Origin of the sequence: Psychroserpens damuponensis, from assembly GCF_000826655.1 — a bacterium.
GTDB classification, from domain to species: domain Bacteria; phylum Bacteroidota; class Bacteroidia; order Flavobacteriales; family Flavobacteriaceae; genus Psychroserpens; species Psychroserpens damuponensis.
Genome location: NZ_JXJO01000017.1, coordinates 519,303 through 532,260, shown reverse-complemented (window position 1 = coordinate 532,260; position 12,958 = coordinate 519,303). Strand labels below are relative to the sequence as shown.

Here is a 12,958-nt window from a genome sequence, read left to right as displayed (position 1 = left end):
ACAGATGATGTTGCTATTATCAACTACGCCATAGATATCAATACTTTTAACTGCTCAAACATAGGTGCTCCTGTTGATGTCACTCTAACGGTTACAGATCAAAATAACCAAACGGATACTTGTGTTGCAACAGTGACTATTTTAGATCAAATAGACCCAGAATTTGTTAATGTGCCTTCAGATTTTATTCTCACTTGTGGAGACAACCAACCTACTTGGGTAGATCCAACAGTTACAGATAATTGTGCTATAGGATTAACGGCATCTAGAACAGATGGAACTGGTTTTAATAGTGGAGATGTTTTTCCTGTAGGAATAACAACAATTAGTTATCAAACAAATGATGGTAATGGAAATACTGCTACTACATCATTTACAGTTAATGTAGTGCAAGATGTAGAAAATCCTAATGCTATTTGTCAAAACATAACAGTACAATTAGATAGTTCAGGAAACGCGACCATTACAGCTTCACAAATAAATAATAATTCAACAGATAATTGCGGAATTTCAACGATTACGGCTTCGCAAACATCATTTACATGTGCTAACGAAGGCAATAACGATGTTACATTAACTGTTACTGATACCTACGGAAATGTTAACACTTGTATAGCTGTCGTTACTATCACACTTCAGGATGAACCAGCGACTTTAAATTGTTGGGAAACTACGTCTTATAATACGGCTACCTGTCAATGGGAAATTTTAGGTACACAGCCAGTAGAACCAACAGCAACCAACTGTTGGGATGATTACCAATTTAATACCGAAACTTGTGCATGGGAAAATCAAGTTACACAGCCAGCTGAACCAACAGTAGAATGTTGGGAAACTACAACGTTTAACTCAAACACATGCTCTTGGGATGTAACAGGTACGCAGCCAGTAGAACCAACAGCAACCAACTGTTGGGATGATTACCAATTTAATACTGAAACTTGTGCATGGGAAAATCAAGGTACACAGCCAACTGAACCCATAATCGAATGTTGGGAAACTACCACATTTAACTCAAACACATGTTCTTGGGATGTAACAGGTACACAACCAGCAGAACCAACAGCGATTAATTGTTGGGATGATTATCAGTTTAATACCGAAAATTGTACTTGGGAGAATCAAGGCGTATCTCCATATGAACCAACAAGTTTAAATGCAGAATCAATTACAGATACATCTGCTTTAATTAGCTGGAATGAATCATCTTCTTTTGATTTTGATTTAAGATATCGCGATGCTGGAAGTTCTACATGGCTCGATATCATTGATATTAATACAAATACGCAAGTCTTAAGTGGATTATCTCCATATACCGAATATGAAGTTGAAGTAAGAAGTAAATGCTCGGTATCTGAAACATCAAATTATTCTACCACATTAACTTTTGTGACTTTAGCTGAGTCTGTAGATTATTGTGATTCTGTTAGTAGTGATAATAGTTTTGAATATATAAGTAGGGTAGAGTTAAATACAATAGACAATAATTCAGGAGCCTCTTTCTATTCAGATTTTACAAATATTAGCACTGTGTTGAGGAAAAATCAGAATTATAATATTACTATAACACCAACATTTCTTCAAGGAGTAGATACTGAAGCGTATTCTGTATGGATTGACTTTAATGCAGATGGCGATTTTGAAGATGTTGGAGAACAGGTTTTTACATCAGGTCCAACAACTGATGCCACAGTAACAGGAGCTTTTACGGTTCCAGTAGCTGCTGAAGAAACAAAAACAAGAATGCGTGTTTCAATGCAATGGGAATCCATACCTACATCTTGTGAGGCCTTTACTTATGGAGAAGTTGAAGATTATACAGTGATTTTAGTAGGCTCAAATGACCTAATTTATACTAATAATGCTTGGTCACCTTATGCGCCATCACCAACAACAACTGCAGATAATGCATTTGTGTTAGATGGAATTTATACGGTTACAGATGATATTCAAATCAATAATATGAGCGTTTGTGATGGAGCAGGAATTGTAGTTGAAAAAGCAAAAGCGATGACTGTAAATGGCATTTTAAAAACGGGAGACAATGTCGTTTTAGAATCAGATTCAAATGAGTACTCAAGTCTATTTGTGGAGAACTTTATAGTGGGTACAGCGCAATATAAGCGTCACGTCAATGCTACAGCTAGTATTGGAGGCAATGATTTAATTGCACCACCAGTTTATGGAGAATCCTTTATTGATTTTAGGGCTCAAAACCCTAATATTTTAAGTAACTCAACAAATACATTATTCTTGTTTGGACCTTATGATAAAGCGATGGATGCGTATGTGCTGTATTCTGATATAGAAAATGCGCCATTAAGAGCAGGTATTGGTTACAGAGCAGCTTCAACAGATGCAAGTACTTTTACATTTACAGGTGATGTGAAAATTGGCGATTTAAGTGTATCAGTTGTAAATAATGGACCAACAATTTCAGAATGGAATCTAATTGGTAATCCATATCCTGCATATTTAGATCTTAATGAATTTTTAGCAACTAATAGTGCGCAATTTGCTATAACAAGAGCAGGAATTTATGGTTACGATGGTTATGCGTCTAATGGTTGGACTATTTGGAATCAGGCTTACGCTGATGCAAACCCAAATACGTTAATTACACCTGGTCAAGGATTTTTAATTGCTTCGGCAACTAATTATGGTCAAATTGAATTTACTGCGTCCATGAGACGTACGGGAAATGCTGATGATTTTATCCTTGGAAGAATGAACAATACTTCTACAATTAATCACTTACAATTACAACTAGAAAGTGCTCAAGGTGGAGCATATAAAACAGATTTCTATTTTACAGATAATGCTTCTAACGGACTGGATTTTAATTACGATGCTGCCATCTACGGAAATGTGGCACCTTCAAATTTCGCTATTTATTCACATCTCTTAGAAGAGCATTCCGGAATAGATATGGCAATACAATCGGTTGGGTATGATGCACTTTCAAATGCAATTATTCCCTTAGGAGTTCATGTTTCCGAAGCACAACAATTTACTATTAGTATTGCTGAAAGTGATTTACCTGAAAATATTCAAGTGTACTTGGAAGATACAGTGAATAATAGTTTCACGCTTTTAAACGATGTTGATTATACCATGACGTTAACTGAAAACTTGAACAGTATTGGACGTTATTATCTTCGTTTTGAACAAGAAACGTTAAGTACAGAATTAGAGACCTTAAATGATATACAGATATATACAACAACGCAGCCAGAACTATTATTCGTTAAAGGACAGTTGTTTGAAGATACAAAATTGATTATGTATGATCTTCAAGGAAGGCAAATTAAAACCTTAATTTTAAAGGCTAATGAAGCCACTCATCGTATTGATGTTTCTTCATTTCAAACAGGTGTTTATATGGTGTCGTTAAAAAATCAATTTCAAGAAAAAACTGAGAAAGTGGTGATTAATTAATTTAAAATAAAAGATGTTATGGATTATAAGAAGTAATTGTAATAATCTAAAAACGTTAACATTTATTAAAAGTAAAAAAAGCGACTGTAATAGTGGCTTTTTTACTTTCTATAAATTTGCTCTCCTAATTGTGTTTTTTCGGTTTCAATAGCTAAAACATTAATTTTATATGTTGCATACAAATAGTTAAAAATAGGATTGAAATGTAATAGAGCGCTATTACTAATGCTATATTTATTCTTCTTATTTGTAATCCTTTTCTTCAATAGTACTGTGGTAAAACCGTAACACGTTATAATTTGATTGTTATTTAGCGAAAACGTTATAGTAATATTTTATTTTTAACAATATTTTAATACTTTGAAAGCGTTTTCAGCAATAATTAACCTAAAAAACCATCAATTATCATGAAAAAAATCTATTTTAATAGTATTTGTGCATTATTAATATTGTTACCTTTTCTGACAGTAAATTCACAAACAAAACTTCAGAAAGAACAAATTACGAGTCGATACAACAAACAAGCGATTCAAGAATTAAGTAAAAAGTTAAATGAGCAATCCAAAGCACAAAAAGCCAGAGCTCAACAGATGGCATTAGTCAATGGCTGGCCACTGATTATTAAAACTGAAGATTCTTATATGGAACTTCAAAAAATTTCTTCAGAAGGAACACCAATTTATTACACGACATTTAATGTTGCTGCTGCGAGATCAACTAGAGCTAATCATTTAAATTCTGGTGGCTCATTAGGCTTAAATTTAGATGGTCAAAATATGATAGCTCATGTTTGGGATGGTGGATTAGCTAGAACAACACATCAAGAATACGATGGGCCAGGCGGTAATAATAGATTTTCAATTGGTGATGGTACAACAGCATTGCATTATCATTCTGCACACGTTACAGGAACTATAATCGCCTCTGGAGTTGTAGCTAATTCTAAAGGAATGGCTCCACAAGCAGATGCCGTTGGTTATGATTGGAATAATGACACGTCTGAAGCAACGTCTGCTGCTGGAAATGGTATGTTAATCTCTAATCATTCTTATGGCTATGCTGCTAGAAATTCGGCAGGACAGCCACAATTACCAGATTATTATTTTGGTGGTTATATTACAGATTCAAGAGATTGGGATGACATAATGTATAATGCTCCATACTATTTAATGGTGGTGGCTGCAGGAAATGATGGTTCAGATAATTCGGCAAATGGTGCGCCTTTAGATGGAAACTCATCCTATGATAAGTTATCGGGTCACGCAACTGCAAAAAATAATATGGTTGTTGCAAATGCTAATGATGCCAATATTGATAATAACGGAAATTTAGTAAGTGTAAATATTAACAGCAGTAGTAGCGAAGGGCCAACTGACGATTATAGAATAAAACCAGACATTACAGGTAATGGAACTTCTGTATATTCTACATTTGAATCTAGTAATACTGCATATAATAGTATAACGGGTACTTCTATGGCTTCCCCAAATGTGGCTGGTTCGTTATTACTATTGCAGCAACATGCTAACAATTTAAATGGGAGTTACATGAGAGCTGCTACTTTAAAAGGATTAGCGCTTCATACTGCAGATGACGCTGGTTCTAATGGACCAGATGCTGTTTTTGGTTGGGGTTTAATGAATAGTAAACGTGCTGCTGAAGCAATTACAAATGATGGTAATGAATCTAAAATTGAGGAGTTAACATTGTCAAACGGACAAACATATCAAATTACAGTAGATTCTGATGGTGTAAATGATTTGTTTGCTTCAATTTCATGGACCGATAGAGCAGGTACAGCTACAACTATTGCCAATTCTAATGCGTCAGTTTTGGTTAACGATTTAGATATTAGAGTCTCTAAGAGTGGTACAACATATACGCCTTGGAGATTAACAGGAGTTACTACAAACGGACAAGGAGATAATTCTAAAGACCCATATGAACGAGTTGATGTGGCAAACGCTTCAGGGACATATACAATTACCATAACTCACAAAGGATCATTAACAGGTGGAAGCCAAAATTATTCTTTAATTGTTACTGGATTATCAGGAACTCCAATAGTATGTAACGCTACAACACCAACCGGATTGTCAATTGATGGATTTGGTTCTTCTACAGCAACAGTATCTTGGGATGCCGTAACAGGAGCGTCATACGATTTTAGATATCGTCAGGTTGGAACATCAACTTGGACTACTTCGTTAGTTTCAGGAACATCAACTTCTTTATCTGGTTTATCTTCGGAAACATCTTATGAAGTGCAAGTAAGAAGTAATTGTACAGATGGTTCAACATCTTCTTATTCTAGTTCTGTAAACTTTACAACAACAGAAGTCCAACTTAACTACTGCACATCTACAAGTAGTAATGTTAATGATGAATATATAAGTAGAGTGCAATTAGGAACCATTAATAATACTTCTGGAGCTCAGTTTTATTCAAATTTTACTAATATTTCAACAAATTTAACCCAAGGTCAAAATTATACAATTACTGTAACTCCAACTTGGACAGGTACGACGTATTCTGAAGGCTATTCAGTTTGGATAGATTATAACCATGATGGTGATTTTTCAGACTCAGGTGAGCAAGTTTGGTCGCAAGCTGCGACGCAAACAACACCTGTGAGTGGAAGTTTTACAATTCCTTCTGGTGCTTATACAGGAGCCACGAGAATGCGAGTTTCAATGAGCTATAATGAAATACCTACAGCTTGTCAATCTTTTACTTATGGTGAAGTTGAAGATTATACAGTAAATTTAATAGGAGCTGCTGCTGATACTACTGCTCCAGTGTTAACCTTAAATGGTGCGTCAACAATTAACCTAGAAATTGGAGACACCTACAATGAATTAGGAGCCACTGCTACCGATAATTTTGATGGTAATTTAACCTCAAGTATTGTAATTACAGGAACGGTTAATACAAATTCTGCTGGAACTTATACGAGATATTATGATGTAAGTGATGCTGCAGGAAATGCAGCAGCACAACGTACTCGAACAGTAATTGTAACGCAACCTGCAGATACAACTGCACCAGTAATTACCTTAAATGGCGCATCAACAATTAATTTAGAAGTTGGTGACACCTACAATGAATTAGGAGCTACCGCTACCGATAATGTTGATGGTAATTTAACTTCAGGAATTGTTATTACAGGAAACGTAAACACCAACTTAGCAGGAACTTATACTAGGTTTTATAATGTAAGTGATGCCGCAGGAAATGCTGCAACACAACGTACGAGGTCAATAATTGTAACGCAGCCTTCAACAGGAAGTTGTACAGGTGATATTTCTTCTTTCCCATATTCCGAAAGTTTTGAAAACACATTTGGAGCTTGGTCTCAAGGTTCTGGTGATGATTTTAACTGGGCAACACGAAGTGGAAGTACACCATCTAGTAATACAGGTCCATCTAGTGCTGAATCTGGTTCTTATTATATTTATATGGAGTCATCTTCACCAAATTATTCAACCAAAAGAGCGATTTTGAATTCGCCATGTTTTGACTTAAGTAGTGCTACTCAAGCAACATTTGCATTTAAATATCATATGTATGGTACTGCTGCAATGGGAAGTTTAGCAGTAGAGTTAAGTAATGATAATGGTGCATCATGGACAAGTGTTTGGAGTGAGTCTGGTAACCAAGGAAACTCATGGTTAACAGCTAGTGTTAATTTAGATGCTTACGTTGGTAGTTCGGTTCAATTACGTTTTAATGGTGTCACAGGAACAACGTGGCAAGGTGATATGGCTGTTGATGCTGTAGAACTTACTACGAGTAGTGGATCTAGCGCATGTTCTAATGTTAGTTTATCAATTACCTTTGATAATTATCCAGAAGAAACAGCTTGGAGTATCGTTGATGCATCTGGTACAACTGTAGCCTCAGGAGGAACTTATGGATCTCAAGCAGATGGTTCTACTCTAAATATTAATGTTGGTTGTTTAGATACAGGTTGTTATGATTTTGTAATTACGGATGTTTATGGAGATGGTATTTGTTGTTCTTATGGTAATGGTTCTTATACATTAACCAATTCAGATTCTGGAATTATATTGGCTTCTGGAGGGCAGTTTACTAGTTCACAAACTACTAATTTCTGTTTAGGGAATTCAAGCTCTAATTTTGGTGTTAATTCTAGTACAATTTCAAATAATGAAGATCAATATTTTAAAATACATCCAAACCCAGTTAAACAAACACTTAGTATAGATTTGGTTGGGTATGAAGCACAGACCTTTGAAATTAAAAATATGCTAGGTCAAACTGTACTTAAAGGAAAATATACATCGTCTATTGATGTGTCTAGGTTTGATGAGGGTATTTATATTTTACAATTAAATATTGGTGAGAAAACCAAAACAAAACGATTTATTAAAGGTTAAAAACTTAATAAGTAGTGAACATAAAAAGTCCAGATTTTATATCTGGACTTTTTTATTTTACATTATAATTAATTAAACATGTACAATCTCATTGTCATGTAACAATGCGTCACCACGTAATCTTAAAAATATTTGAGCTACAGCAATCGTATCTTTTTCGCAATACACAATAATACGATCTACTTCTTTTTCTTGATAATATACACGATATACTTCACTACCATCAATGTCATCTTTTGGAGAAGGAATGCCTAGAACATTTGTTAATAATTTTAATGATGTGTAGGTTTTATAGTCTCCAAATTTCCATAGTTCTAAGGTGTCTAAATGTGGGACTTCCCACGGTTTTTTTCCGAAGAGATTCAATTTATAAGGTAATTCTATGTTATGAATTATCATACGACGAGCTATGTATGGGAAATCAAATTCCTTACCATTATGCGCACACAGTAAATGTTTGTTAGAGCTAAAGTGGGTGATTAGCATGTTTTTAAAATCTTTCAAAAGTTTGACTTCATCACCATAGAAAGAAGTGACTCTAAAGGTTCTCACGTCACCTTCCATTTTAAAATAGCCTACTGAAATACATATGATTTTACCAAATTCGGCCCAAATACCAGCGCGATCGTAGAATTCTTCAGCAGTAAACTCATCACGTCTTTGATATTTAGATTTACTCTCCCAAAGTTCTTGTTTAACATCATCCAATTGAGAAAAATGTTCCGTTTCAGGTACGGTTTCAATATCTAGAAATAGAATATTTTCTATATTTAATTTTGTAATCATGCCTTTTCAGTTTTAGTAATTAATCAAATTTTAGTTTACTGGAATTTTTAGTTTAGAGATTGTCCTAACATGTTATACCCTTCGTCAATATACAACGAAATATCGTTGCTAAAAACATGCGTATTATTATCTGGAGATTTACGATGACCTAATCTAACAATAATAACATTGTCTTCGGGTTGAACGATTACATATTGTCCTAAATGACCACGCATCATAAAAAACTCTTTTCCTTTGTAATCATAAATCCAAAATCCGTAACCATACACTGGATTTGCAGGAAAACGTGGTGTGATAGACTTAGCTACAAATGAAGAATCTAGAACTTGTTGCCCATTCCATTTTCCGAAGTCTTTATACAATTTACCAAAGCGTGCAAAATCTTTAGCATTACTACCAATACAACAAAATGCTTTGGCTAATCTATGATCTTCATCGTCTAATTGCCAAATGGCATTGTCCTTTGAGCCTAGAGGTTTCCAGAAGCTCTCAGATAAGTAATTAGACAGTGTTTTGCCTGTTGCTTTTTCAATGACCATGCCTAATAATTGAGTGCTGCCACTTAAATATTCGTATTCAACACCTGGTGTTTTAACCACTTTTTGGTTTAAAATAGTTTCGGCTAGGTCATCGTCATAGTTAGCTCTTGCAGTCACAGAAAACGGACTGGTATAACTTTCTACCCAATCCAAACCAGAGGCCATAGATGCCAAATCACCAACGGTTGTTTTTGCATAGCTATACTCTGGATAAAAATCACTTAAGGGTTGATCTAGACTTTTAATATGACCATCCATGATTGCTTTTCCTAATAAGCCAGACACATAACTTTTTGCCATAGAAAAGGAGTTTGTTTTTGAATTCTCATCAAAACCATCATAGTATTTTTCAAACCAAATACTATCATTTTTAATGATTAAATAAGCTACAGTTCCCCAATCTAGATTAGAAGTTTCTAATGCTGAGGTGGCATCAACTGTATTGTAGTTTTTATGAATTGCCCAAGCATCTGTTTTAGTTCCTTTTTGTATGGTATCATTTTCAAAATAAGGGAAATCATCAATAAATGCAGTGTTATGACCTGTAAAATAAACCACACGAACGCCTTTTAATATGTAATCATAATCAAAAACATAAAGTAATAAGACTAAAGTTAAAATGGTAATTGAAAACCACTTGAGGAATTTTTTTATAAATTTCATAGAGTACTAAGGTATTAATTAGCTTGACGTTGTTTAAGTTTTTCTTTGTAAAATTGTTTTTTGGCGACGTACATGGTTTTGTTAAACGTAGCTATAATTTGGCGCTTGTCGTCAACAAGATTCATCGATTTAACGAGGTCTATTTCATTCTTTTTTTCAAGATCTTGTTTTATAGTTATAATGTCTTCTTCGGAAAAGATAAACTCACCAAATATTTTACTTTTGGCAGGTTTTTTATAGCGTGCTTCAACAGCTTTGTCCCAAACCACATAATCGTCTCCTAATATTTGCATGAGCTGAATCATATAAATAGGATCGGTTGCAGATAACATGCTGCCTCCAAAAATTGAACCTACATAATTACGGTTTTTCCAACTCGGTTTCATTGTAATAACCACTTTATGCAAATCATCACTTACTTCTATAACTCTAGCAGTACTTCTACGATACATTGGTGACCAATTGAGCCCGTATTTATAGATAGTTGCAGGTTTAAAAAAGCGATTTAAAAAATTAGTTAATACTTTATACATTAAAAAAGTGATTGTTGTTTGTACGGGCTTTCATGCTCAATTAGCCATTGCTTTCGATGTATTCCGCCAGCATATCCTGTTAATTTACCATCACTACCAATCACACGATGGCATGGCACGATAATCCATAATGGATTTTTACCGTTGGCATTAGCAACAGCTCGTATGGCTTTAACATCGCCTAAACGTTTTGATAGCTGTAAATAAGAAATCGTTTTGCCGTAAGGTATTTCTTGAAGGAGTTCCCAAATAACATTTTGAAAAGCTGTGCCTTGCGCATTTAGTTTTAAATCAAAAGTGGTACGAGTACCTTCAAAATATTCTCTGAGTTGGATGACACAATCTTCTAATTGAGCGGGAATAATATCGGTTTCTTTGTCTTCAGAATTTAAAATTGTTACCTGAGAAATGCCATCATCATCACCACAAATTTTGGTAAAACCTAAAGGGGATTTAATGATGCAGGTTTCCATTATTTATTCGTTTTCTTCGGAAGGATTCTCGTCAATAATGCCTAGTTTTTTTGCTCTAGCTTCCCAGCTTTTTCTAGCCATATGTTGCAAGTCTGAAACATTATCGCTTTCGTCCATAATCTCCATACCTAATAACGTTTCAATAACATCTTCCATGGTAACAATACCGCTTACAGATCCATACTCGTCTACCACTAAAGCCATATGATTTCTGCTTTCTACAAGCTTTTCAAATAACTTAGGTATAGGTAAATTGCGCTCAACAACTATAATATCTCTTTTGAGTTCAGATAATCTTTTAGACCCATTATTTAAAGCCATTTCTTTAAAGATTTCATCTTTTAAAACAAGCCCTTTGATATTGTCAGGATTATCCACATAAATTGGAACTCTAGAAAAACGCAAATCCATATTTTTGCTAAAAAAGTCGGCAACCGTTGTATTATGATCTTCAGATTTCATAACCGTTCTTGGTGTCATTACATCTTTGGCTAGAACCTCTTTAAAGTTTAATAAGTTTTTAATGATTTTGCTTTCATTTTCTTGAAACACACCTTCTTCATGAGCCATATCTGCCATAACTAAAAAGCCTTCTCTACTTAGCACACTTCCGTGACCTTTACCGCCAATTAATTTTGTGGTGAGTTGCATGATCCATAATAAACCTGTCCATTTTAAAGGGAATATCAAAACCTTTAAGGCTTTGGTTGTGAAGTTAGCTAAGCTTTTCCAGTAAGTGGCACCAATGGTTTTTGGGATGATTTCCGAAGCCACTAATATTAAAATGGTCATCACTGCAGAGACGATAAATACACCATAACCATCACCACTTCCATAAAGACCTTCGGCTTCTTTACCAACGAGTATTGCGCCAACAGTGTGTGCAATGGTGTTTAAAGTAAGGATAGCAATTAAAGGTCTATCGACATCTTTTTTTAAGGCTTCTAAATCGTCTGCGTAGTGTTTGCCTTCTTGCTTTTTAACATTTATAAATGTAGGTGTAACACTTAAAAGAACAGCTTCTAAAATGGAACATAAAAAAGAGAAAAATATGGATATAACACCGTAAAATATAAGTAATCCCATGGATTTGTTTTGGTTTATTTGTGGCTAATTTACGATAATAATTTCACAACATCTTTAGCAAAGTAACTCGCAATTACATCTGCTCCAGCACGTTTAATGGCTGTAATTTGTTCCATCATCACTGCATCATGGTCTAACCATCCTTTTTCGGCAGCAGCTTTAAGCATGGCGTATTCTCCAGAGACTTGGTATACCGCAACAGGAACATCTACGTCGTTTTTAATTTCTCTAACAATATCTAAATAACACAATCCTGGTTTTACCATCACGATATCTGCACCTTCATCGATATCCATTTCGGTTTCTTTAAGCGCTTCAAAACGATTAGCATAATCCATTTGATATGATTTCTTATCTTTAGGTATATCCTTAACATCAGCAGGAGCAGAGTCTAATGCATCACGAAAAGGTCCATAAAATGCAGAGGCATATTTTGCAGAGTAACTCATAATACCAGTGTCTGTAAAACCATCATCTTCTAAAGCTTCGCGAATGGCTAAAATACGACCATCCATCATATCGCTTGGCGCAACAAAATCGGCTCCAGCCTGAGCGTGCGACAGGCTCATTTCAGCTAAAACATCAACCGTATCATCGTTAATTATTTTTCCTTCGGAAATTATACCATCATGGCCAAAAGACGAGTAAGGATCTAGTGCAACATCTGTCATAACTAACATTCCTGGACACACATTCTTTACCGTTTTGATGGCACGTTGCATGAGTCCGTTAGGATTTAAAGCCTCAGTGCCTTTATTGTCTTTTAAGTTATCAGGCACTTTTACAAATAATAAAACAGACTGTAAACCTAGTTTCCAAAGTTCTTTAACCTCGTGTTCTAGTAAGTCTAAACTAAACCGATAATAATTTGGCATTGATGGGATTTCTTGCTTTGTCCCTTTGCCCTCAACTACAAATAAAGGGACAAGAAAATCGTTAGGCGAAATGATGGTTTCTCTAACTAAGTTTCTTATAGATGCATTGGTTCTTAATCTTCGGTTTCTTCTTAATGGATACATTTTTTTCTTACTTTTATAGAT

8 protein-coding genes are annotated in these 12,958 nt (G+C 34.8%); 2 read left to right on the top strand and 6 right to left on the bottom strand.

The features are described 5' to 3' along the window. Positions 1-3,438, top strand: a 3,438-nt coding sequence (locus TD29_RS11145; RefSeq protein ID WP_040280675.1) for a GEVED domain-containing protein, incomplete at its 5' end; no start/stop codon positions are given. 407 nt (positions 3,439-3,845) lie between these two features. Then, positions 3,846-7,838, top strand: a complete 3,993-nt coding sequence (locus TD29_RS17955) for an immunoglobulin-like domain-containing protein (protein WP_052467081.1) — start codon at positions 3,846-3,848, stop codon at positions 7,836-7,838. A 72-nt stretch (positions 7,839-7,910) separates the two neighbouring features. On the opposite strand, the gene TD29_RS11135 is transcribed toward TD29_RS17955, so the two are convergent. The 6 genes from TD29_RS11135 to hemB are packed head-to-tail and all read right to left on the bottom strand — an operon-like array spanning position 7,911 to position 12,937. Then, positions 7,911-8,624 (bottom strand): 3'-5' exonuclease, encoded by a 714-nt coding sequence (locus tag TD29_RS11135; RefSeq protein ID WP_040280674.1) that lies wholly within the window; start codon positions 8,622-8,624, stop codon positions 7,911-7,913. A 47-nt stretch (positions 8,625-8,671) separates the two neighbouring features. Next, positions 8,672-9,826, bottom strand: coding sequence for a serine hydrolase domain-containing protein (locus TD29_RS11130; protein ID WP_040280673.1), 1,155 nt, complete (start codon positions 9,824-9,826; stop codon positions 8,672-8,674). Positions 9,827-9,840: 14 nt separating this feature from the next. Continuing rightward, positions 9,841-10,359 carry a DUF4442 domain-containing protein gene (locus tag TD29_RS11125; protein ID WP_040280672.1) on the bottom strand — a complete coding sequence of 173 codons (519 nt, stop codon included), beginning with the start codon at positions 10,357-10,359 and terminating at the stop codon, positions 9,841-9,843. Continuing rightward, positions 10,359-10,832, bottom strand: coding sequence for a methylated-DNA--[protein]-cysteine S-methyltransferase (locus TD29_RS11120; protein ID WP_040280671.1), 474 nt, complete (start codon positions 10,830-10,832; stop codon positions 10,359-10,361). Before TD29_RS11120 ends, TD29_RS11125 begins: the two co-directional genes overlap by 1 nt. A gap of 3 nt (positions 10,833-10,835) precedes the next feature. Next, positions 10,836-11,918, bottom strand: a complete 1,083-nt coding sequence (locus TD29_RS11115) for a CNNM domain-containing protein (protein WP_040280670.1) — start codon at positions 11,916-11,918, stop codon at positions 10,836-10,838. 29 nt (positions 11,919-11,947) lie between these two features. Next, entirely contained in the window at positions 11,948-12,937 is a 990-nt protein-coding gene (gene hemB / locus TD29_RS11110; RefSeq protein WP_040280669.1) for a porphobilinogen synthase, read from the bottom strand. Positions 12,938-12,958 lie beyond the last annotated feature (21 nt).

What these genes read in the sequence shown, in the direction of transcription:
- TD29_RS11125 (WP_040280672.1), bottom strand. Translation starts at nt 10,359, where the DNA reads ATGTATAAAGTATTAACTAATTTTTTAAATCGCTTTTTTAAACCTGCA.
- TD29_RS17955 (WP_052467081.1), top strand. Translation starts at nt 3,846, where the DNA reads ATGAAAAAAATCTATTTTAATAGTATTTGTGCATTATTAATATTGTTA.
- TD29_RS11115 (WP_040280670.1), bottom strand. Translation starts at nt 11,918, where the DNA reads ATGGGATTACTTATATTTTACGGTGTTATATCCATATTTTTCTCTTTT.
- TD29_RS11130 (WP_040280673.1), bottom strand. Translation starts at nt 9,826, where the DNA reads ATGAAATTTATAAAAAAATTCCTCAAGTGGTTTTCAATTACCATTTTA.
- TD29_RS11135 (WP_040280674.1), bottom strand. Translation starts at nt 8,624, where the DNA reads ATGATTACAAAATTAAATATAGAAAATATTCTATTTCTAGATATTGAA.
- hemB (WP_040280669.1), bottom strand. Translation starts at nt 12,937, where the DNA reads ATGTATCCATTAAGAAGAAACCGAAGATTAAGAACCAATGCATCTATA.
- TD29_RS11120 (WP_040280671.1), bottom strand. Translation starts at nt 10,832, where the DNA reads ATGGAAACCTGCATCATTAAATCCCCTTTAGGTTTTACCAAAATTTGT.